30 protein-coding genes are annotated in these 22,281 nt (G+C 46.1%); all 30 read left to right on the top strand.

Annotation, left to right across the window (positions count from 1 at the left end; all coding sequences use genetic code 11):
- Nucleotides 1-22 precede the first annotated feature (22 nt).
- The 30 genes from ACPW7J_RS14230 (at nt 23) to vanS (ending at nt 22,270) form a co-directional block, all read left to right on the top strand.
- The gene (locus ACPW7J_RS14230) at nt 23-643 is read left to right on the top strand and encodes an NUDIX hydrolase N-terminal domain-containing protein (RefSeq protein WP_425755660.1); all 621 of its coding nucleotides are present in this window, start codon (nt 23-25) and stop codon (nt 641-643) included.
- Between the two features lie 99 nt (nt 644-742).
- Nucleotides 743-1,495: an inositol monophosphatase family protein gene (locus ACPW7J_RS14235; RefSeq protein ID WP_425755662.1), complete on the top strand. Its 753-nt coding sequence runs from the start codon at nt 743-745 to the stop codon at nt 1,493-1,495.
- 136 nt (nt 1,496-1,631) lie between these two features.
- Nucleotides 1,632-1,985, top strand: a complete 354-nt coding sequence (locus tag ACPW7J_RS14240; protein ID WP_425755663.1) for a DUF3795 domain-containing protein — start codon at nt 1,632-1,634, stop codon at nt 1,983-1,985.
- An 8-nt stretch (nt 1,986-1,993) separates the two neighbouring features.
- Nucleotides 1,994-2,341: a TIGR04076 family protein gene (locus tag ACPW7J_RS14245; protein ID WP_425755665.1), complete on the top strand. Its 348-nt coding sequence runs from the start codon at nt 1,994-1,996 to the stop codon at nt 2,339-2,341.
- 82 nt (nt 2,342-2,423) lie between these two features.
- Nucleotides 2,424-2,843 (top strand): pyridoxamine 5'-phosphate oxidase family protein, encoded by a 420-nt coding sequence (locus tag ACPW7J_RS14250; protein ID WP_425755666.1) that lies wholly within the window; start codon nt 2,424-2,426, stop codon nt 2,841-2,843.
- Nucleotides 2,844-2,928: 85 nt separating this feature from the next.
- A complete protein-coding gene (locus tag ACPW7J_RS14255; RefSeq protein ID WP_425755668.1) occupies nt 2,929-3,477 on the top strand; it encodes a DUF3795 domain-containing protein in 549 nt (182 codons plus the stop codon).
- 34 nt (nt 3,478-3,511) lie between these two features.
- Nucleotides 3,512-3,925 (top strand): DUF3788 domain-containing protein, encoded by a 414-nt coding sequence (locus ACPW7J_RS14260; protein ID WP_425755670.1) that lies wholly within the window; start codon nt 3,512-3,514, stop codon nt 3,923-3,925.
- A gap of 182 nt (nt 3,926-4,107) precedes the next feature.
- Nucleotides 4,108-4,194, top strand: coding sequence for a DUF3789 domain-containing protein (locus ACPW7J_RS14265; RefSeq protein WP_425757533.1), 87 nt, complete (start codon nt 4,108-4,110; stop codon nt 4,192-4,194).
- Nucleotides 4,191-6,299, top strand: coding sequence for a DNA topoisomerase 3 (locus ACPW7J_RS14270; RefSeq protein WP_425755672.1), 2,109 nt, complete (start codon nt 4,191-4,193; stop codon nt 6,297-6,299). The genes ACPW7J_RS14265 and ACPW7J_RS14270 overlap by 4 nt, the downstream gene beginning before the upstream one ends.
- Nucleotides 6,296-6,673: a cysteine-rich VLP protein gene (locus ACPW7J_RS14275; RefSeq protein ID WP_425755674.1), complete on the top strand. Its 378-nt coding sequence runs from the start codon at nt 6,296-6,298 to the stop codon at nt 6,671-6,673. Before ACPW7J_RS14270 ends, ACPW7J_RS14275 begins: the two co-directional genes overlap by 4 nt.
- A 159-nt stretch (nt 6,674-6,832) precedes the next feature.
- Nucleotides 6,833-7,357 (top strand): hypothetical protein, encoded by a 525-nt coding sequence (locus ACPW7J_RS14280; protein WP_425755675.1) that lies wholly within the window; start codon nt 6,833-6,835, stop codon nt 7,355-7,357.
- A 12-nt stretch (nt 7,358-7,369) separates the two neighbouring features.
- Complete coding sequence (locus ACPW7J_RS14285) at nt 7,370-7,990, top strand: hypothetical protein (protein ID WP_425755677.1); 621 nt, start codon at nt 7,370-7,372, stop codon at nt 7,988-7,990.
- A gap of 12 nt (nt 7,991-8,002) precedes the next feature.
- Nucleotides 8,003-8,935, top strand: a complete 933-nt coding sequence (locus ACPW7J_RS14290; protein WP_425755678.1) for a DUF4316 domain-containing protein — start codon at nt 8,003-8,005, stop codon at nt 8,933-8,935.
- 2 nt (nt 8,936-8,937) lie between these two features.
- A complete protein-coding gene (locus tag ACPW7J_RS14295; RefSeq protein WP_425755679.1) occupies nt 8,938-9,636 on the top strand; it encodes a hypothetical protein in 699 nt (232 codons plus the stop codon).
- On the top strand, nt 9,633-9,977 hold the full coding sequence (locus tag ACPW7J_RS14300) for a plasmid mobilization protein (protein ID WP_425755681.1): 345 nt from the start codon (nt 9,633-9,635) through the stop codon (nt 9,975-9,977). Before ACPW7J_RS14295 ends, ACPW7J_RS14300 begins: the two co-directional genes overlap by 4 nt.
- Nucleotides 9,978-10,070: 93 nt before the next feature.
- Nucleotides 10,071-10,361, top strand: a complete 291-nt coding sequence (locus ACPW7J_RS14305) for a CD1845 family protein (RefSeq protein WP_425755683.1) — start codon at nt 10,071-10,073, stop codon at nt 10,359-10,361.
- A 90-nt stretch (nt 10,362-10,451) separates the two neighbouring features.
- Nucleotides 10,452-10,961: a DUF3849 domain-containing protein gene (locus ACPW7J_RS14310; RefSeq protein WP_425755684.1), complete on the top strand. Its 510-nt coding sequence runs from the start codon at nt 10,452-10,454 to the stop codon at nt 10,959-10,961.
- Nucleotides 10,962-10,991: 30 nt separating this feature from the next.
- On the top strand, nt 10,992-12,398 hold the full coding sequence (locus tag ACPW7J_RS14315; protein WP_425755686.1) for a relaxase/mobilization nuclease domain-containing protein: 1,407 nt from the start codon (nt 10,992-10,994) through the stop codon (nt 12,396-12,398).
- Nucleotides 12,399-12,504: 106 nt separating this feature from the next.
- Entirely contained in the window at nt 12,505-13,248 is a 744-nt protein-coding gene (locus ACPW7J_RS14320; RefSeq protein ID WP_425755688.1) for a MerR family transcriptional regulator, read from the top strand.
- A gap of 72 nt (nt 13,249-13,320) precedes the next feature.
- On the top strand, nt 13,321-14,052 hold the full coding sequence (locus ACPW7J_RS14325; protein ID WP_425755690.1) for an ABC transporter ATP-binding protein: 732 nt from the start codon (nt 13,321-13,323) through the stop codon (nt 14,050-14,052).
- Entirely contained in the window at nt 14,039-14,782 is a 744-nt protein-coding gene (locus ACPW7J_RS14330) for an ABC transporter permease (RefSeq protein WP_425755692.1), read from the top strand. The genes ACPW7J_RS14325 and ACPW7J_RS14330 overlap by 14 nt, the downstream gene beginning before the upstream one ends.
- A 301-nt stretch (nt 14,783-15,083) precedes the next feature.
- A complete protein-coding gene (locus ACPW7J_RS14335) occupies nt 15,084-15,896 on the top strand; it encodes a MerR family transcriptional regulator (protein ID WP_425755694.1) in 813 nt (270 codons plus the stop codon).
- A 118-nt stretch (nt 15,897-16,014) separates the two neighbouring features.
- Nucleotides 16,015-16,488, top strand: coding sequence for a tRNA (N6-threonylcarbamoyladenosine(37)-N6)-methyltransferase TrmO (gene tsaA, locus ACPW7J_RS14340; RefSeq protein WP_425755696.1), 474 nt, complete (start codon nt 16,015-16,017; stop codon nt 16,486-16,488).
- A gap of 11 nt (nt 16,489-16,499) precedes the next feature.
- Nucleotides 16,500-17,087, top strand: a complete 588-nt coding sequence (locus ACPW7J_RS14345) for a GNAT family N-acetyltransferase (RefSeq protein ID WP_425755698.1) — start codon at nt 16,500-16,502, stop codon at nt 17,085-17,087.
- Nucleotides 17,088-17,315: 228 nt separating this feature from the next.
- The gene (locus tag ACPW7J_RS14350) at nt 17,316-18,245 is read left to right on the top strand and encodes an AraC family transcriptional regulator (protein ID WP_425755700.1); all 930 of its coding nucleotides are present in this window, start codon (nt 17,316-17,318) and stop codon (nt 18,243-18,245) included.
- Nucleotides 18,246-18,255: 10 nt separating this feature from the next.
- Nucleotides 18,256-18,687 (top strand): DUF3788 domain-containing protein, encoded by a 432-nt coding sequence (locus ACPW7J_RS14355; protein WP_425755702.1) that lies wholly within the window; start codon nt 18,256-18,258, stop codon nt 18,685-18,687.
- Nucleotides 18,688-18,817: 130 nt separating this feature from the next.
- Entirely contained in the window at nt 18,818-19,633 is an 816-nt protein-coding gene (locus tag ACPW7J_RS14360; RefSeq protein WP_425755704.1) for an AraC family transcriptional regulator, read from the top strand.
- A 63-nt stretch (nt 19,634-19,696) separates the two neighbouring features.
- Nucleotides 19,697-20,233, top strand: coding sequence for a winged helix-turn-helix domain-containing protein (locus ACPW7J_RS14365; RefSeq protein ID WP_425755706.1), 537 nt, complete (start codon nt 19,697-19,699; stop codon nt 20,231-20,233).
- A 203-nt stretch (nt 20,234-20,436) separates the two neighbouring features.
- Nucleotides 20,437-21,135, top strand: a complete 699-nt coding sequence (gene vanR-D / locus ACPW7J_RS14370) for a vancomycin resistance response regulator transcription factor VanR-D (protein WP_425755708.1) — start codon at nt 20,437-20,439, stop codon at nt 21,133-21,135.
- Nucleotides 21,125-22,270 carry a vancomycin resistance histidine kinase VanS gene (gene vanS / locus ACPW7J_RS14375; RefSeq protein WP_425755710.1) on the top strand — a complete coding sequence of 382 codons (1,146 nt, stop codon included), beginning with the start codon at nt 21,125-21,127 and terminating at the stop codon, nt 22,268-22,270. Before vanR-D ends, vanS begins: the two co-directional genes overlap by 11 nt.
- Nucleotides 22,271-22,281: the final 11 nt, after the last annotated feature.

Consider the following 22,281-nt stretch of genomic DNA (forward strand, 5'->3'; position numbering starts at 1 on the left):
CGGGATTTGTGGAGGTGAACTCATGGATAGAAATGAACAATGGTTACAGTGGGCTATAGAACTACAGAGTCTTGCACAGGCGGGGCTTACCTATGGAAAAGATATTTACGATCATGAGCGATATGAGCGCATAAGAGAGATTTCAGCAGAAATTCTTTCGCATATGGCGGATATTCCTTTGGACAAGGTGAAATCGCTTTTCTGTAATGAGTATGGTTATCAAACACCTAAAATAGATACCCGTGCCGCTATTTTTAAGGATGGAAAAATACTTCTTGTTCATGAAAACAATGGAAAATGGTCGCTTCCTGGCGGTTGGTGTGATGTAAATGTTTCTGTTGGTGAGAATACGGTAAAGGAGGTTAAAGAGGAAGCAGGATTGGAGGTAACCGCTGATAGAGTTATTGCTATTCAAGATAGGAAAAAACACAATCTTCCAGTTTATGCTTACGGTGTATGCAGAGTGTTTATTCAGTGTACAGTGATTGGCGGGCATTTTAAGCAGAATATAGAAACAACAGAGTATTGCTATTTTCCAGAAAATGATTTGCCAGAGCTAGCGACAGAGAAGAGCAATGAAGAGCAAGTTAAAATGTGCTTTACAGCATATCGTTCAGATGGTTGGGTTACTCAATTTGACTGACTTTTTCGTTGTAAATTCAAGTTTGTTGAGTTCTTTCAAACCTTATTTTCGTAACGATGTTTTGTAACCAGATGGTTGAAACCGATGGAGGAAACGTATATGGATATTCAAAAAATTATCAGTTTAGTAACAAAAACGCAGGGGTTAATAAAAAACCGTGAAATGGCCGCTCATGTGAAAGAGAAGGGTCTTGCAGACTATGTAACGCAGGTAGATATTGCCGTGCAAAATTTCTTAAAAGAGGAACTATTTGCCCTTGCGCCGGATATTCAATTTCTTGGAGAAGAAACCGGATTGCAGGAAATAAAAGCGGACAGCTTTTGGATTTTAGACCCGGTTGACGGGACAACAAACCTTATGCACGACTATCAGCACAGCGTTGTATCTTTAGCACTTTACCGCCAGGGGGAAATTGTTATGGGAATCGTATATGACCCCTTCCGTGAAGAAGTGTTTTCAGCAATTCAGGGAAAGGGCAGCTTCCTAAATGGACACCCCATACATGTATCAAACGCAGAAAAACTATCAGACACGATGATTGGGCTGGGTACGGCAAAAAGAGAGCTGGCCGATGAAAACTTTGCCCGGTTTCGTAAGGTGTTTGGTCAGTGTCAGGATGTCCGCAGGATTGGCTCTGCTGCTTTGGAACTGGCATATACCGCCTGTGGCAGACAGGGAGGCTATTTCGAGATATACCTGAATCCCTGGGATTATGCCGCCGGTATGCTCTTAATTCAGGAGGCTGGCGGGCAGGTAACTGATTTTACGGGAAAGCCGCTTGATCCGAGAAAAGGCGGCAGCGTAGTGGGAACAAACGGATATGTTCATGATGAACTGATAAAGCTGCTGTGAGCCATGCGTTTCCTTCATAGAGATTAGGGTGAAAGGCAAATCCAAATTTGAAATCCCCGTATTTCCCGAAATGTAAACAGGAGTTGGATTGAAATTTACAAACAGCAGCAAATTAAGGAATAAAGGAGGGGCCCTGATGATAGATAAAAAGATGATCGCCTTTTGCGGTACATATTGCGGAGTGTGTGAATGGAAGGATAAAATCGGGTGTAAGGGCTGTAAAGCCAATAGAGGAATTATGTTTTGGGGCGAGTGCGATAAAGCGAAATGCTGTATGGAAAAGGGGCTTGAACATTGCGGAGAATGCTCAGATATGCCCTGTCAAAAGCTCAAAGACCTGTTTGATGATCCAGAGCATGGTGATCGTGGAGCAAGACTTCGCAATCTGAAAAATTGGAAAGACGGAATCTATGCCTATGAGAAATTAGGTAATGCAGCACAAGAGAAGGCAAAAAATTTGAAAGCAGGAGAAAATACCAATAACTATTGAGGTGCAACATGAAAAAATGGTACGACGAAGAATACGAATGGGAAATTGAGGTTATAGGCTTTCTGCGTGGAGATCATACAGAACAGTATTGCCGCAACGGTGAAGAAATTGGTGACAAGTACACTTGTACTTATGGTTGTCCAGTAAATCAAAATGGACAGGGCATTTGCTCCAAATGTATGATGGTTATGTTCCCCATTATGGAAGCCGTCCGGAGTGGCGGCGATTTAGAAAATATCGGCGGGGACGGAAAGTACACCAAGACTATTGTGTGTCCTGATGGCTGCGTTATGTTTAGACTTACTGCGAAACCGACGGGAAACCCAAATTGCTTTAAGGAGAAGCTTTTTGACTAAAGCGATATTTCTTCCTGCTGTGAGCATACAACGGGATTGAAATAAATTATCTGCTCTACACCCCAAAAGGAGGAAAATACCTATGAATGAAAAATTTTCACCAAAAGCAAGACAGATAATGGATGAAAGATTTGGGCGTGATACATTGATAGCCCTTGCCACTGTTGATGGCAATATTCCTAATGTACGTACAGTAAATGCCTACTATGAAAACGGAGCATTTTATGTTATTACCTATGCACTATCAAACAAGATGAAACAAATAGCCCAAAATCCCAATGTCGGAATATGCGGGGAATGGTTTACCGCTCATGGAAAAGGGACAAATATGGGATGGTTTTGCAAAGAAGATAATAAGGTGATTGCACAGAAATTGAGAGAAGTATTCTGCGAGTGGATAGATAACGGGCACAACGATTTTAACGATGAAAACACCATTATTCTGCGTGTAGAATTAACTGATGGCCTGCTGCTCTCGCATGGTACAAGATATGAGTTTTAACTTGGCATATTTTCCCACTTTGCTGGGTTAAGTGTTATCATAGCTTATTTGAATCGCTTGCAGATAGGTTGTTAAAGGAGATTCCATGAAAGGATTTAACCGACAAAATCAATTATTTTCCCTCTGCGGTTTGAATTGCGGGCTTTGTCCCATGTTCTTGAATAAAAACTGCCCTGGTTGCGGAGGCGGTGAAGGGAATCAGTCGTGTAAAATCGCAAGGTGCAGTCTTGAGCATGGAAAAATAGAATACTGCTATGAATGTGAAAAGTATCCATGTGAAAAGTATCAACACATTGATGATTACGATTCTTTCATCACGCATAAACGGCGAAAAGCAGATTTAGAAAGAGCAAAAAACATAGGCATTGAGCAATATAATCATGAACAGCAGGAAAAAGCACAAATTCTTTCTTACCTGCTTTCTAACTATAATGACGGACGTAGAAAGACATTCTTTTGTGTGGCTGTCAATTTATTAGAACTTTCGGAGCTGCAAGAAGCGATAAAGCAAATACAAGCCAATGATGAATTGTCCTCACTACCATTTAAGGCACAATGCTTGTATGTGGTAGAGGTGCTTCAGAAGATTGCTGAAAGAAGAAATATAAAACTAAAACTTATCAAGAAAAAGTGATTTTTAAACTTGAAATTGTAAAGGAGAAACGAGTATGCTGGATAAAATACCGAATGCAGAAGAAATGATTGCTTTAGTCGGGCAATCACTATATGATATATGGAATAAACTGTGTACCTTAATCGATGAAAAGTATGATATGGAATGCTTGTGGAACAACGGTGGTAAAGCGTGGACTTATGAGTATAAATACCGTCGTGGTGGAAAAACGCTTTGTGCATTGTACGCAAGAGAAAACTGCGTAGGATTTATGATTATCTTAGGGAAAGATGAACGATTAAAATTCGATGCAGATAGAAATAGCTATTCAAAAGAAGTTCAAAAAATTTATGATGAAACTAAAACCTATCATGATGGAAAATGGCTGATGTTTGAGCCAACGGATACAACTTTGTTTGATGATTTCGTTAAACTGTTGGGAATAAAAAGAAAGCCCAACAGGAAGTAATGATTTTATACTTGAATTAGAATACAAATCCCAGTTTGTGGATGCAAACAAAACGCAATTTAATAAGCAACATATTAACGAAACGCTCACTTTTTAGTGGGCGTTTTCTTATGCCCTGAAAGGAGGCGATTCTTATTTGGAACATACTGACACACTTATTCACTTTTACCGGAGGCACCGTAATGGGTGTTATACTCATGTGCCTTCTGCAAGCAGGGAAACAGGAAGATCAGCAGATGGAAGAAATGCAAAGGAGGAATAACGAATGAAATTAGTGATTGCAGAAAAGCCCTCTGTCGCTATGGCGTTGGCGGCGGTATTGGGTGCAAATGAGAAAAAGGATGGCTATCTGGAAGGCGGCGGCTACCTGGTGAGCTGGTGCGTCGGCCATCTTCTGGAACTGGCGCAGCCTGAAGCCTATGGGGAACAGTATGCCAAATGGCGCTATGGTGATCTGCCGATTCTGCCGGACGAATGGAAATATGAGGTGCCGAAGGACAAGAAGAAACAGCTTGACCTCCTGTGCCGGCTGATGAAGGACAAACGGGTGGATTCCGTGGTGTGCGCCACTGACGCCGGGCGCGAGGGCGAGCTGATCTTCCGTCTGGTCTATGAGTACGCCGGATGCAGGAAACCGATGGAACGCCTCTGGATTTCCAGTATGGAGGATGTGGCGATCCGGGACGGCTTTGAACACCTGCGCCCCGGTAAGGATTATGACCGCCTCTATGATGCCGCGGTCTGCCGGGCCGGTGCGGACTGGCTGGTAGGTATCAACGCGACCAGGCTGTTTTCTGTCCTGTACGGCATCACCTTAAACGTCGGGCGCGTTATGTCCCCAACGCTGGCGCTTTTGGTGCAGCGTGAGGCAGAGATTCAGGCATTTACCAGCAGGCCCTTCTATGTACCGGAGATCACTTGCGGCGGTTTTACTGCTTCCGGTGAAAGACAAACGGAAAAACAGGCGGCAGAGGCGGTTCGCAGGGAATGTGACGGGCAGACGGCTTCTGTCCTTTCGATAGAAAAACAGACAAAGACCGTACAGCCTCCCCACCTCTATGATCTGACGACCTTGCAGCGGGAATGTAACCGTATCTACGGCTACACCGCCCAGCAGACCCTTGATTACCTGCAATCCCTCTATGAGAAAAAGCTGGCGACCTATCCCCGTACTGACAGCCAGTATTTGACCGAGGATATGCAGGCAACCGCCGCCTCCCTAATCCTATGGCTGCGGGACAACATGCCTTTCGGGAAAGGCTGCCTGGGCGAGCCGGATATTGACCGGGTAACGGACGGCAGCAAAGTCACCGACCACCATGCTATTATTCCCACCGTAGAGATCGCCCGGACGGATCTGTCTGCCCTTCCTTCCGGGGAGCGGGATGTGCTGACGCTGATCGCCATGAAGCTCCTTTGCGCCACCGGCCAGACGCACCGCTTTGAGGCAGTCACGGCGGTACTGGATTGTGCGGGCCATTCCTTCACAGCGAAAGGAAAGACTGTCTTACAGGCAGGTTGGAAGGAAATTGAACGGCTCTACCGCATGGGGCTAAAACAGGCGGAACCGGAAAAGGCAGACCCCGCAGACGCGGCCTTGCCAGAGCTTACCCAAGGCCAGACCTTTGAACCGGTGGCAGCAGGCGTCCGGGAAGGCAAGACCTCCCCGCCCAAACACTATACGGAGGATTCCCTGTTGGCAGCTATGGAAACGGCAGGCGCGGCAGACGCACCGGAAGATGCAGAGCGCAAGGGCTTAGGCACCCCGGCCACCCGTGCGGCTACACTGGAAAAGCTGGTAGCAACCGGCTTTGTGCAGAGAAAGAAAAAACAGCTCATTCCCACGGAAAAGGGAACCAACCTGATTACGGTCCTGCCGGATAATATCAAATCCCCGTTGCTTACCGCGGAATGGGAATCCCGGTTGAAACAGGTGGAGCGCGGCGAGATCAACGCGGAGACTTTCATGGAAGGAATCGCCGATATGAGCCGGGCGCTTGTCAAAGAACATACCGCACCGGAGGAACGGTTTGTCGGCCTGTTCCCTGACGCGAAAGGAACCCGGCGCGAGGCTGTCGGCACTTGTCCCCGCTGCGGTGGCACTGTGTATGAGGGCAAAAAGGGATTCTTCTGTGAAAATCGGGACTGCTCCTTTGCCCTCTGGAAAGACAATAAATTCTTAACCGGCAAGAAGAAAACCCTGACAAAAACCGTTGCGGCGGCCCTTCTGAAAGAGGGCCGCGTTTCTATGTCCGGGCTTTACAGCGAAAAAACGGGGCGGACCTATGACGCGGTTGTGGTGCTGGATGATACGGGCGGCAAATATGTGAATTTCAAGCTGGAATTTCCGGTGAAGAAAGGCGGGCGCAAATGAGCGCCCCGCCGGAAAGGGAACTGACACGATCCGAGCGGGCGGCGGTCCGAAGGCTGGTGACGAATTTGTGCGCCAACTATGACTGCCAGGATAAGCTCTGCCTTCCCCTGGACTGTCCCTGCTACATGCTGAATAAATGGTGGACCGGCGCGTTCTGCCGCTATTTCCGGGCGGCGGTGCTGCCTACGCAGCCAAAGCTGGAATCTTCCCTGACCGGTGAAGATACTTCTCTCAGGCAGAAAATATGCCCGGTCTGCGGAAAGGCTTACCTTCCGGTCACAAGCCAGGCGTATTGTTCCGATTATTGCCGCAGCTTCGCCAGACGAAAATCCGAGCGGGAACGGAAACGGCGCAGGCGGCAAAACAGGGGGTGATGTGTCCGCAACTTAGCTCAATCAGGCCAGTGTTTTCAAGGGTTTTAAGGCCCTGTTTACAGGGCGCCTATATTGGAATGCTCCCGGCCTCTGAAATGGGGCTAAGTTGCGGACAAAGGGCGCTTTTCCGACGCTCTGATTTTATGACAGTTTGGAGGGATGCTTATAGAAAAAACACCGATTGTGCCGCAGATCATGCGGATTGATACCAGGGCGCAGGCCATTGATATGCAGCAGATCGACAACCGGCGCTTTCTGTTCAACCCAAAGACTGGTGTGCTGGTCCTGGGACGCCAATATAAAGAAACAAGTTTTGTAAATGCCAGCCATGCCGTGGAGCTGGCAGACGCGGGAATCACAAAGGGCTTCGATGATTTTGTGCGGGGCTGGATCGGAACCGGCGGGCACTATCCCAAAGGGGTGATCCACTTTGCCCCCTGTGTAGATTCCAGAAACATTTCCCTTTTTGACCGAGCTTTTGACACGCTGAAAATGTTCAGGGAAAACGGCGCGCTGGCCGGAACGGTGGTACGTGGCTTCGGGAGTCGATGGGAACAGCCCTTATCTGCGATCCTTACAGATTTACAGAAAGAGGAACAAAAGCCTTCCCTCCGGCAGCAGCTAAAGAAAACGCCGGAGGGCAAAGCTGTCCGGCACAGGAAAGAAAACCAACAACAACGATAGGAGGCGATTTTTTTGAGTATCAACTATATTGAAACAGAGGACCTTCGCCGTATGGAGGGAAAAGACGGCCTGATCTTGCAGGGCTGCGGCGGCGAGCTGCAGGAATGGCTTGACGGGATCAATGAAATGTTCACTGAGGCCGGTATTCTGAAAAACGGAGCGGAGTTCCAGGACATTTCTTCTTTTGAGTATGACGGCCTTACCTGTCTGCTCTATCCTTTTGAGGGTGTGGACCTGGATATTGGGAAACTTGCCGTGTGGCGTTTACAGACCCATGAGAATTTTGGCGGCACATGGCTTTCTGATTTTGTCCCCAACCGCCTGGGCGGATTTATCGGAGAACCGGAAAAGCCGGACTGTGCGCTGATCGGGCAGGATGGCAATATTTTTAACCTGGTGGGGATCGCTGCCCGCACTTTGCGGGAGCATGGGCTTACAGACCAGGCAAAGGAAATGAAGGACCGGGTATTTGCTTCCGGCAGTTATGGCGAGGCGCTTTGTATCATCGGCGAGTATGTGAATATCACAGATACGGAGCAGGAACAAAGGGCCTCCCTCCGGCAGCAGCTTAAAGGAACGAAAACAGCGGAACCGTCTGCCCGGCCAAAACCGGAAAAGCAGCAGGAACGATAACAGGAGGTGCCGATGAAAAGAGAAAAGACTTACGGTGTATGGGCGGTGCGCAGCGCCGCTTCGATCTTTGGGCGGGCGGAAAGCTGGTGCAAGGAGGACGGCAAACCCCTTGAATTTGCTTCCCAGGAGGCAGCCGAGGCTTACGCAAAGGAATGTAACAGCCGCACGACTGCCAACGTCCACTATTTTGTAAAGGAAAAAGAACCGGAACCGGGTGCTGTCCGAAAGGACGGAACACAGCCGGACAGAGCTGCCCGCGCCCATGAGGAACAGACACCCCGGAATGCGGCAGTGGAAAAACTGAATGAGATTCCCGGCAGGCAGCTTTCTAAAGAGCTGGACCCTTTGGTGGAAATCCGTTCTGCGGTACACGGTAACTATGCCGGCATGGTCGCCATGCTTGCGGCAGATAACCGGGTCTATCTGGGCCGCGAGGAACGCTATCATTATCAGGACGGGCTTACCTCCTATTATGATAACGGCGACGGTTCCCTATGCTTTGTCACAGACCGGGCGGATATGTATTATTTCCTCTACGGTGAGGGCTGGGCCCATTCTCAGGCGGAAATGCTGGAGCGCGGGCTTACAGGGGATCAGTATGCGGAGTTTGCCCGGCTGCAAAATGGCGTTCTCCGGCAGTTTGAAGCGCAGAGGGAAATCCTGTTCGCCGGACAGCCCTTCCAGCCGCCCGAAAGCTATCTGCACAACGCAGAGCTTTACGAGGAAGGACAGACCGGCAATTATAATATGCTGGACGGCAGGCTGAACAATGAGCCCCCGGTAAAGCCGGACCTGACGGACGGCCAGACCTATGAGGAAATCCGGGAGCTTGCCCCGGAGACCTTGCCGGAAGAAAAGCCCTCTATCCTGGATCGCCTGAAATCCGAGCGTCCGGAACATGAGGCAAGGCAGGTCACACCGCCTGTCCTGGAAAGGGGGCTTTGAGTATGGGGACAAAATTTGAAGGTGTGGACATACTGGGCTTTCTGGGGCAGGTCGTAGAACTGCATACACAGCATTATAAAGATGATTTTGACATAGATAAAGAGCTGATCCCAAAGCTGGCCCTATCAGGAGAACCGGAGGACCGGCGCCTTCTCTGGATGTCAAGACCCTGCGGCACCTATACCCTGCGGGAGCGGGAAGTCCATCTGGAGGACAGCTATGCGAATAATGTGTGGAGGTTCTACCATGAGCAGACTAAAGACCCGGTCCTTGCCTATGCCATCTCTATCAAAGACGTGCGGGACGGGAAAGTAATCGGCAATATCTATCCGCTGGATTATGGGTCGCATGTAGAGCGGACAAAATCGCTGACCTGCCCCATAGAAAAAGTTTCTGTCGTATTTGAGGATGGAACCAACATCATAATCCCTTACCAAAACCGGAGGCGGCTTATCAATGAGCTTATGCCGATGCACGGAAATCCAAAGTCGATGACCGATCTGCCGGAAAACGAACATGAGCTTGCCATGATCCTGAAACGGGAACGGTTCAAACGCTCTTACCATGCTGTGAGCGGCGATATAAAAGAATACATTGACGGTTTGGAGAACAATACCCTGCGCGGCAAGCTCAAAGAAGCACGGACAGCCGCCGCAACTTCTCCGAAGCCGCCCTCCCCGAACAAGGGGCCAGAACGATGAAGGGCGGACGGGATAAGCGGTCTGTCCGTGTGGAGTTCGTTTTGACCGAGGCGGAGGCTGCTTTGATAAAGGAACATATGGCGGAGCTGGGGATCACCAACCTTTCCGCTTATCTTCGCAAGATGGCAGTGGACGGTTACATCATTCACCTGGATATGGGCGACATTCAGGAAATGATACGCCTCCTTCGTATCTGTTCCAATAACTTAAATCAGTACACACGGCGTGCCAATGAGACCGGCAGCGTTTACGCTGCGGATGTGGAAGATCTGCGTACCCGGCTGGATGACCTGTGGAATGGTATGGATAAGCTGCTCCGGGGATTTGCAAACATTTCATAAATGGAGAAAATAGCCGTTGCTTTCCGGGAACCGGCACGATAGAATTTTGGCAGAGGGATATGATACTTTTCCTCGTGGAAGGAGGCTTGACCTATGCGTCTGATATTCAAACTGTTGGCGTTTCCCTTTGTCCTGGTTACGGGGCTTCTTTATCTGGTATGCAAGTTTCTGGTGATCGCGTCCGGCGCGGTGCTGGGGATTTTATCAGGCATTGTATTTCTGGCGTCACTGATACTGTTCTTTACTGCCGGAGTGTGGGCCGGGCTTGCATGGCTGGTGATCGCGTTTCTGATAAGCCCCTATGGTCTGCCAATGGCGGCGGCCTGGCTGGTCGGGATGATCGGCGGAGCAAACCGCGCGCTCAGGGATTTTGTATTTGGATAAACTTATGGGCGGGGCATATTGGTGTCTCGCCCTTTTTTTCACTATTTGGAGCCGTCTCACAAGGCAGCTTCTTCTATTTGGAGGGATCACATGAAAGACACAACACAGCTATATATCTATCCGGCTTCCTATGCGTATGAGCATGGAGAGTTGGAACAATACCGCGCTTCCTATAAGGCAAATATCGCCTGCAAGGAGGCAATCGAGCAGGCCATTGTCGATCACTACCGGGATAACCGCCTGGGCACGGAGGCAGTACATCAGGTCTTGGAACAATTCGGCTATGACCGGATGTTTTATGTGCTTGCCAACACGGTCCGGCAGAAGGATTGGGACGGGCGCATTTCCCGCGATAACAAAGTCTGGGCGAAATCCATTCCGGTCTATGAGAACCCGGACGGTTTCGGCCATGACCGGAATGTTTACTTTGTGGTGGACCGCAGCCACCCCGGACTTACGGATTTATTTCTCACCCAGGCACGGAAGGAGTATGCACTGGCCCAGGAGAAAAAGCCTTCTGTCCGTGACAGCCTGAATAAAAACGCCGGGCAGCAGGCCAGAGCAGAGAAACCAAAGCAGCGCAAGAGCCAGGAACGATAACCGGCTGAATTGAATCAAGGGGGTGATGGTATGGCGACTACACGGCTGATGCCGCTGCATGTGGGAAAAGGCCGGGATGTGTCTACGGCCATTGCGGACATCATTGACTATGTGGAGAATCCGCAGAAAACGGATTTTGGAAAATTCATTTATGGTTATGAGTGTGATACCCGGATCGCGGATGCGGAGTTCCTTCTTTCCAAGCGGCAGTATTTGAACCTGACCGGACGGGACCGGGGCGCGGATGATGTGATCGCCTACCACCTCCGGCAAGCCTTCAAGCCCGGCGAAGTCATGCCGGAAGAAGCGAACCAGATCGGGCGGGAGCTCGCACTGAAGCTGACAAAGGGCAATCATGCTTTTGTGGTGTGTACCCATGTGGATAAGCACCATGTTCATAATCACATCATCATCAATTCCACCGCCCTTGACTGCACCCGAAAATTCCGCAACTTCTGGGGCTCTACCTGGGCGATCCGGCGCATGAATGACAAGCTGTGTTTGGAGCATGGTCTGTCTATCGTGGAGAATCCAAAACCCAGCAGGGATCACTATGGCACATGGCTGGGAAATGAAAAACAGCCCTCCTTCCAGGAGCAGCTACGCCGGGCAATCGACGCGGCTCTGGAAGAAAGACCGAAGGATTTTGAGGAATTTCTGAAAAATCTGGAGGCTGCCGGAATCGAAGTCAATCGGGAACGCAAGAACCTCCGGCTCCGGGTGGCGGGGCAGAAAAACTATACCCGGTGTAATACGCTGAAAGGCGACTACACCGAGCAGGCCATATGGGAACGGATCGAGGGCGCCCGCACGGTAAAACCCCGCCGCACTTTTTCTCAAAAGCCGGCTCCGAAGGTTGGGCTGCTGGTGGATATTGAGGCGGCGGTCCGAGCCGGCAAGGGGCCGGGCTATGAACGCTGGGCGAAGGTGTTTAACTTAAAACAGCTCTCCCAGGCGGTGATCTACCTGAAAGAGCATGGGGATATGAGCTATGAAGATTTGCAGGAAAAAGCTGCGGCCGCTACCGCCAGCTTTAATGCTCTGTCGGCACAGATCAAGGACCTGGAATCGCAGATGACCGCCAACGGAGAATTGCAGAAGCAGATCGTGAATTATGCAAAGACGCGGGCGGTCTATGTGGATTACCGCAAGGCCGGTTACAGTAAAAAATTCCGGTCAGAGCATGAGGCGGACATTCTATTGCACCAGGCGGCGAAGAAATATTTTGACAGCATGGGCATTACGAAACTTCCCTCTGTCAAATCACTCCGGGAGGAATACGCCGGCCTGCTGGAACAGAAACGGAAAGCCTATGCTGCCTATAAGCAGGCCCGGTCTGATATGAAGGAGCTTCATAATATCAAGGCCAACGTGGATTATCTGCTGGACATTCCTTCTTCCCAAGAGCAGCAGAAAGATAAGCAAAAATCCCGGTAGCAATTCTATGTTGCTAAATATTTTTTCTATGGTAAAATAGAACCCTACACTATAACACCAGACTTTTTGGCTATGGTATATTGGGAGAGAATGGAGGCGGGAAACAGTGAAAACATATAAAACTGCGGAAGTAGCCGCAATCATCGGAATACACCCAAATACAGTACGGTTATATGAAAAACTGAAACTGATACCCACGCCAGAACGGTTACCAAATGGCTATCGTGTATTTACAGAATTTCATATAAAGCAATGTAAGCTGATACGTCTTGCATTTCAAGTGGAGATCTTGCAGAACGGATTAAGAAAGAAAATCGCACAGATGATTATGGTATCAGCAACAGGAGATTTTGTTACAGCTATTGCGCTTACAAAAAATTATTTGAAGCAAATCAGACAGGAACGCCAGGACGCAGAAGAAGCTATTGAAATTGTAAAACAGATTTTATCTGGCAGTATTAGGGAAAATTCCCGGCAGTTGAAGCGAAAAGATGTGTCAGAACTGCTTGATATTTCTATGGACACTCTCCGAAATTGGGAAATGAACGGCCTACTTACCGTAAAAAGAAAAGATAACGGGTATCGCGTCTATACGGATGAGGACATACAGCGGCTAAAAATCATTCGCTCATTAAGATGTGCGAATTATTCTTTAGAAGCAATCCTGCGGCTTTTGCAACAGCTATCCAAAAATCCCGATACAGATATTCGCGCTACATTAAACACACCAAAACAGACGGATGACATTATTTCTGTCTGCGACAGACTGATCGTGTCGCTGTCAGAGGCAGAAAAAAATGCAGCCATTATTTTGGATATGCTGCAAGATATGAAAATCCAATTTTCTTAAACCCTACACTTTGCCACCAATGTTTTCATTGGTGGTATTCTTATTTCATGAAAGACAAAAGGAGGACATATTATGCAGACTGTAATCAATGTGGAGCAGTTGTCAAAATCTTATGGCAATCTGCTTGCAGTAGACAAACTCAGTCTATCTGTAAAACGCGGAACCGTTTACGGGCTTCTTGGCGCAAACGGCGCGGGGAAAAGCACAACGATTGAGTGTATCTTAGGTACAAAAAATGCCGACAGCGGAACGGTATCCGTCTTGGGATGTAACCCCAAAAAAGACAGACACCACCTGTTTCAGAATGTCGGCGTTCAGTTTCAGGAGGGTGATTATCAGCCGGAAATTAAAGTTTCAGAGCTATGTGAAGAAACCGCCTGTCTTTATGAAGCGCCTGCCGACTGGAAGAAACTTTGTGAACAATTTGAAATAGGGACTAAGACTGGCAACTCGGTAAAAAGTTTGTCCGGCGGAGAGCGACAACGCTTATTTATCGTGCTTGCCTTAATCCCGAACCCGGAACTGGTATTCCTTGATGAACTGACTACCGGGCTTGACGCAAAAGCCCGGCGTGATGTTTGGAAAATATTATCTGAATTAAAAAGCAAGGGATTAACTATCTTTTTAACTTCTCATTTCATGGATGAAGTGGAAGCCCTATGTGACGAGATATGTATTTTGAAAAAGGGAAAGGCAGTCTTTTATGGAACTGTTGAACAGGCAAAGACGGCCAGTAGGTGTGAGAACTTTGAGGACGCCTATCTTATGCTTTCCGGTGAGGAGGAAAAAAATGAAATCATTTAGAACGCTCTTGAAAAACGAATTGAAATTAAACATCAGAAACATGAATATGGTTATCTTTGCTGTCATTATGCCGCTGATTGTTTTGATTATTCTGGGCTTCATTTACGGAACAAAACCCGCCGAAGACGGAGCGGCATACACTTTTATAGAACAGTCCTTTGGCGCATTATGCTGTATCTCCATTTGTGCGAGCGGGCTAATGGGCTTGCCTCTTGTCGTATCAGAATATCGGGAACGAAAAATTTTGAAGCGTTTTCAAGTTACCCCTGTCAGTCCGGCAAAATTACTTTTAGTAGAATTTTTGATTTACGTTATCTATTGCATTGTATCAATGCTTACTCTGTTCCCCGCCGCCGCGCTGTTATGGAAAATAAAAATACATGGTTCTTTCCTATTGTTCTTAGGAAGCTGGTTTTTGACTATGGTATCGACTTTGAGCATAGGATTGTTAGTTGGAGGGATTGCGAAAAACACGAAAAGCGCGAGTGTGATTGCCTGTATTCTGTATTTTCCCATGCTGATTTTTTCGGGAGCAACGCTTCCCTTTGAGGTTATGCCCGTTGCCATGCAGAAGATAATCAGTATTTTTCCGTTAACACAAGGTATTCAGTTGATGAAAGCGGTATTTCTTGGATTTCCAGTTGAAAATGTGTTGCTTCCGGTTACTGTTATGTGTGCCGTTACACTCGTTTGTTTTGGCATCTCTGTAAAGTGTTTTAAATGGGAATAAGCCTGGTTTTAGCGTTCCGAAGGAACGTGCAGCCGTCACCGCAGGTGGCGATCTCAGGGGTTTGGGGACATGTCACCAACAAGCATTTAGCAGGAAGTCCGGGAACGGATTTCCTGCTAAATACGCAATCTTACGGAAGATTGCATTGCTTGCCATTTTGTGGAACCCCAGAAAAAGTTCTTGCACCACGCAACGACATTGATAAACTGAAAGAAAGGCGGTATAATAAGGATGTAGCAAGAAACATATAAAGTTGTAATGAGATAAAAGTACAAATATAGTTGGAGTAGGTGGTGAAACGATGTTTAGGATAGGAGAATTTTCAAAGCTGACGCAGGTATCTATTCGTATGCTCCGCTATTATGACGAGGCGGGCATTTTAACGCCAGCGGAGGTTGACAAGTGGACGGGACACCGACTTTATTCGGTGGAGCAAATACCACGTCTAAATAAAATCCTGTATTTGCGGGATAGCGGACTGAATGTTTCAGAAATCGCGCTTGCCCTGACGCTGGACGAGCAATCACTTCTTACACAGCTCAACAAAAAGCGCATAGAGATAGAAAATGCAATACAGGCTGAACGAGAAAAACTGCGGAAGATTGAACTTGCAAAAAGTGAAATACAGGGTGGTAAAGGAGAACTGCACTATAACATCTCCGTTAAGTCAATCCCTACATATCAGGTGCTATCCTTGCGGAAAGTTGTACCAACCTACTATTCCGAGGGCGACTTATGGAAAGAACTTTCTACTTTTACTGATGTGCAAAAAATAGAAATAACGAGCAATACATTTTCCATTTATCACGATACAGAATTTCGGGAGATAGATGTTGATATTGAGCTATGTGCTCCGGTAAAGAAAATGGGAAAGGCAAAAGGACCATTTTGTTTCCGCATGACAGAACCAGTCCCGTATATGGCTTGCACAATGGTCTATGGAGATTTTGCAAATATAAAAGGAGCCTACCTTGCCTTTGCCGAATGGCTGCAGAAAAACAGCGAATACAAAATGTCTAACCCGATGCGTCAAATCGTACATAGAGGCCCGTGGAATGAGAATAATCCTGAAAAATATTTGATTGAACTTCAAATACCGCTGGAACACATATGATTGTACAGGCTTTGAAATGTCCTGCTAAAAAGGCAGGGCATTTTTTATTTTTCCCTGTTGCATCTCACATGATGTGAGGTATTATACTGGATTTACCAACATAGCAAGGAGGAAAAATATGACCTATCAATTAAAAGCCATTGGCAAAGTAAAGAATGATGAAAACGGCACATTTATTCAGTTAGAGCCGGAGTACATTCCCGGACTGCAAGCCTTAGAGGGCTTCAGCCATATCAATGTCCTTTGGTGGTTCAGCGATTGCGACAACGACGCAGATCGAAATGAATTACAGACAGAACAGCCCTATAAAGGCGCACCCGAAGTCATGGGTGTATTTGCGACACGCTCTCCTGTGCGTCCGAACCCTATTGCATTAACAGCGTCGGAAATTATCAACATTGATTTCACCAACGGCATGATTCGTGTTACATTCATTGACGCAAATGACAATACGCCCGTACTCGACATCAAGCCCTACACACCGAGTTTTGACAGGGTTGAAACACCTGGTGTTCCCGCATGGTGCAGCGAATGGCCGAAAAGCACAGAAGCCTCCGGCTATTTTGATTGGGGACAGGTGTTCAACTTTTAAGGGGGTGGCTTATGAAATTACAGGATTATGCTCAGAATAAGCCTGTTCTTGAAACGGAACAACTTATCCTACGCCCTCTGCGAAAAGAAGATGTTTCAGATTTGAAAGAATGGTTGGGTGACAGTTCCATTTATCAGTATTGGGGAAAACGCCCCGGGAAAAGTGACTTAAACCCGGAATTGCTTTTTCAAAAGCCGGAGAAACCAACAAAAAGTTTTCATTGGGGTATTGTGCACAAACAAGATTATAAAGTTATCGGGGATATGTGGGTGTATCTCATCGAAAATGACCGCATGGCAAAAGTAGCATTTCGCCTTTCTCCTGCTTATCAAGGCAACCGACTTATGACAGAAGCGCTGGCGAGAGTAGCTATCTTCTGCTTTGAAGAAACAGAATTGCAGCGTCTTTGGGCTGATGTTCACATCTGTAACATTGCGTCATTCAAAACTCTTGAAAAAGCGGGCTTCAAGCGTGAAGGGTTTATTCGTGAGGGAAAAATGGTAAACATCTACTGCGATTATTATTTATATGGCATGACAAAAGCTGATTACATTGAGGTGATGGATAAATCCCAACACCCCAGCCGGAACAGTCCGTGATACATCTTAGCTTAAATAAAATACATACAGGATTTCAGGTTATGTTTGCTATACTTACCTAAGGGACATGAAACGGATTTTAATTGTCGAAGATGACAATCTATTACATATTGACATAAGGTTTCTATTTTGCAAAGTGCATTTTTCTAGTCAAAAAGCGCATTGCGTGAAAAGCCTGGCAAAAAATAAAATGATATAATTTGAACATCAAATATAGGAGGTGCCACAATGCACGCATGGGAAGCAATCGAACAATCCTTGACATATATCGAGGAACACTTGGCAGAAGAAATTTCGACGGAAGAATTGGCAAATAGCGTCGGCCTGTCCCCGTTCTATTTTCAGCGCTTGTTCAAGCGGCTGGTAAATAAACCGGTTCAGGAATATGTGAAACTTCGCCGTCTGGCAAAGGTAATCGAAAATCTGGAAAGTACCAATCAGAGGATTCTTGACATTGCCTTGGACTATGGCTTTTCGAGCCATGCTAATTTTACGCGGGCTTTCAAGGAAACGTATGGGATCACACCCGAAAATTACAGGAGAAATTTACCAATGCTCAATACATTCGACAAGCCGGAAGTTTCTATGAATTACGTTTTGATAGACGAAGGGGTTCCGCTGGTGGTAGGAAATATCATCTTGGAAATCCAGAGAAAGACGTTGGAAAAACCGGAAATTTACCTCGGCTTGGAAACGGAAGTCCGCATTTCTGAACAAATCCCGGTTGGTGAAAGCACAGGTGTAGATGTGCCGGGACAGCTTTGGAGGCGTTATCACATGGAGAAGGCTTCAATCATAGCTAATCTAAATACTACTGTAGAAATGGGAATGTCCCATATGGAAGATACTGCACAGAACCTTTTCACTTATTTTGCGGGTGGTCTTGTTCAAAATATCCCAAATCGGCTACAAGATGGTTTTGTAAAGAGAGAGCTATCGGCAGGAAAATATATCGTTTGCAGAATCGAAGCAGAAAATTTTGAGGATTTGGTAACGGTGGCTCTGGACCAGGCCAGCAAATACTTTTTCGGTACATGGCTGCCCCACCACAGCTTAACCACGGAGCCTTTCTCGGCAGAAAAGTATTATCGTGACTTAGAGGACATGGCTTGTATGGAAATTTGGGTTAAGCCTTTGTCCCTGAAAGAAAAAAACTAAGAAGGGTTTTATGATGGATTGGAATGCGCTATATTCAAATGAGGAATCTCCATCGTTGGAGCAAGTCGCGGAATACATTAACAATCCGTTATGGGTGGAGTTTAATAGCCGTATACAGTCCGCCTATCAAGTCAAGCCTTGCATGGAATACAGCCGTTGTTCCATGCAGGCAGGCTGGAATATTAAGTATAAAAAAGGTGGGAAGTCTCTTTGCACGCTCTATCCGATGGAAGGCTACTTTATTGCCCTCGTGGTTGTGGGAAATCGTGAGCTTACGGAGGCAGAGCTTCTTATGCCGCTATGTTCTGGCTATGTGCAGACGGTATTCAAAAACACGAAAACCGGAAATGGATTGAAATGGTTGATGTTGGAGGTACGGGATAGTGAGATTATGGAGAATGTCCTTCGCCTTATCAATCTTCGGAAGCGTATACCGTCATAACAGGAAATGAAAGCACAATCTTCGACAAGGCCGGATGAAGATAGCAACATTATGCAAGAAAACGAGATACGCATAAACTATAATGGTATTATCGGGATAACTTTATGGAGGTGGCTTATGGAGGTGACTTATGGATAACTCTAGCAGCAGAATTGTTTTTGACGAAAAACTTAATATAGAGGTGTTAACGCTGACAGGAATGATAGAAAACTTACCTCCGCATTTTCATGATTACTATGAATTAGGCTATATAGAAAGCGGAAGCCGACGAGTAATATGTCAAGGCAGGGAGTATAGAATAGGGAAAAATGATCTGCTCCTTTTTAACCCGAATGACAATCATACCTGCTTAGAATTGGAAAAAGAAGTGTTGGATTTCAGATGTTTTCACATCACTACTGAACGCATGGAAGAATTGGCATTGGAATGTATAGGATATGCTATATGTCCATATTTTGAGCCGCAGATCGTGCGCCAGAGTGATCTTATTCCGCAAATCAAAGAGTTGATTGACTTAATTGAAAATGGATCGTATTGTGATTTGCAAAAGGAAGAACTGCTTTATATGATCATCGGCGATTTGGTTGCAGATTATGCTCAACCATTGAAATGCGAACAAATGGAAATTTCGGATAGCGTAGAACGTGCTTGCGAGTATATTGAAAGGCATTATGCCACAAACATTTCTTTATGCGATTTGAGTTCCTTTACGGGCTTTAGTAAGTACCACTTTATACGTATGTTTACAAGAGAAAAGGGTATATCCCCCTATCGTTATATTGAATGTATTAAAATGACAGAAGCAAAAAAATTGCTGAAGGCAGGAGAAGATTTATCAAATATCACCTATCAGCTTGGTTTTAGCAGCCAAAGTCACTTTACTAATTTTTTCAAAAAATATGCCAGAGTAACTCCGAAACAATATAGCAAACTTTATAACGCTTAAAATGAGCTTTTTGCATAAAACACTGGAATACAACAGGAATATTTGTTGATGGTAAAAGAATAAATGCCCACACTGACGGAAAGGGGGTGGCGACATGGGAAATTAGCTGTATTTGATATATCTGAACCAGGCGGTAGAATTGCGGAAAAGCTGCTCATGTTGTTAAACGCCCGTCAGCGTCAGGAATTAGTAAATTATCTTCTTCATTCCGAAAAGCAACAGAATAATCCGGCTGACAGCCCATGTGCCATTCCCGAAACTTATAGGGTGCAGACAGTCTTGGATGAACCGTTTACAGAGATTCAAATGGGCGGTTTATATTTCTGCCAGGAGCAACGGCTTGTATGTATTGGCGAACAGGTAATCGAATTAACCGCTAAGGAATTTGACATCCTTGCTCTGTTAATCACACACCCGAAGCGGGTATTTACCTATGAGTTGATTATGGAATTGGTCTGGAATGAGGATTATTCCTACTACTCTCGCAAGGCAGTCAATAATCATGTGAGCAATCTGCGGAAGAAACTGAAAATTACGCCGGATTCCCCGGACTATATCAAAAGCGTTGTTGGCGTTGGTTATAAATTTGAAGTGCCGTAATATGACTATGGAATCAGACGGCAGTTGGATGTATCTAAGGTGTAGCTGCCTTTCTATCTGTTTTGCTTAATGTGGGTAATCGTCAAGATCAGAAGTAAGCTGCCTTGACGATTATCTGTAATTATGCTACCATAGGCTGATAATGTGACAGCATTTTGGCAAATAATAAAGACAGACTGATCGGAGCAGTAAGGAGTAATGCAATGAATGAAAAAATCCTAGTGGTCGATGATGAAAAAGAGTTGGCCGATTTAGTGGAAGTCTACCTGAAAAACGATGGATATACCGTTTATAAATTTTATAATGGCACGGATGCGTTAAAGTGCATTGAATCCGTTCCTCTGGATTTAGCCATATTGGATATTATGCTCCCGGATATTGATGGCTTTCAAATTTGCCAGAAGATCCGGGAGAAATTTTATTTTCCTGTGATTATGCTGACAGCGAAAGCCCTTGATGGGGATAAAATCATGGGGCTGTCCGTTGCGGACGACTATATCACGAAACCGTTCAATCCGCTGGAAGTGGTTGCCAGAGCAAAAGCGCAGTTACGACAGTATATGAGATACAGGCAGCCATCACTCAAACAGGAGGATGAACGCAACGAATACGATATAAGAGGGATGACGATCAGTAAGATCAGCCACAAATGTATCTTGTTTGGAAAAGAACTCGGGCTGACGCCAACGGAGTTTTCTATTCTCTGGTATCTGTGTGAAAACCAGGGGAAGGTTGTTTCAACGGAGGAACTATTTGAAGCGGTATGGGGCGAAAAATACATTGATAACAATAATACCGTTATGGCCCATATCGGACGTCTCAGAGAGAAAATGAACGAACGGGCCAAAAATCCGAAATTCATAAAAACTGTGTGGGGAGTGGGATATACCATTGAAAAATAAAAAGAAAACAAAATGTGAAGATGACTATTTGCTTTTCAAAAACAGATTATCCATCAAAATGCTGCTCATGATGGTTTGTTCCCTTCTGATTATAGCGGTTGTTTATCTGTTTATTTTAAAAGGAAATTTCGCAAATGCCGTAGTAGGATTTTTAGAACGCTTTGTCTACTATGACCGTGACGAGGCTGTGTCTGTCTATCTTAGAACCTTCAAGAGATATGAGATATGGCTTTTCCTGTTGGCGGTTCTGGGTGTGTTTTTTGTGATTTTTCGCATGTTTGTGGACAATGTTTCAAAATACTTTAAGGAGATCAACCGTGGCATTGACTCCCTGGTGCATGAAGATGCCCAGGATATTGCTCTGCCGGCAGAACTGGCCTCAACGGAAAGAAAGATCAATTCCATACGGCATACCCTGATGAAAAGAAAGTCGGACGCCGAGCTTGCGGAACAAAGGAAAAATGACCTTGTCATGTACCTGGCCCATGACTTAAAAACCCCTCTTTCATCGGTGATCGGATATTTGACACTATTAAGGGATGAAGGCCAGATTTCCGATGAACTTAAGACGCGGTATTTATCCGTATCACTGGATAAGGCGGAACGCCTTGAGGATTTGATTAACGAATTTTTTGAAATCACACGGTTCAACCTTTCCCATATTACGCTTGTATACGGTAAAATCAATCTGACCAGGATGCTCGAACAGTTGGCATATGAGTTTAAGCCGATGCTGACCGGGAAAAACCTGAAGCTGGAATTTGAAATGCAGCCAGACATTATTGTTTCGTGCGATGCAAATAAGATGCAGCGTGTATTTGATAACCTGCTGCGAAACGCTGTCAGCTATTGTAATGCAGATACAAGCATTAAGATAGCTGCAGAACAAATAGAAGATCACGCGCTGATTAAAGTCATGAACGAGGGAAACACAATCCCACAGGAACGATTAGAAAGAATATTTGAGCAGTTCTACCGCCTGGATGTGTCAAGAAGCTCGGCTACGGGCGGGACTGGCCTGGGACTTGCCATTGCAAAGGAGATTGTTGAACTTCATCACGGGCAGATTACCGCCCACAGTGCGGACGGCCTCACCTGCTTTGAGGTGTCATTGCCGCTCGTAGGAAAATCGTAAAAAATTCCGTT

It is taken from the genome of Ihubacter sp. rT4E-8, assembly GCF_049852125.1.
GTDB lineage: Bacteria > Bacillota > Clostridia > Peptostreptococcales > Anaerovoracaceae > Senimuribacter.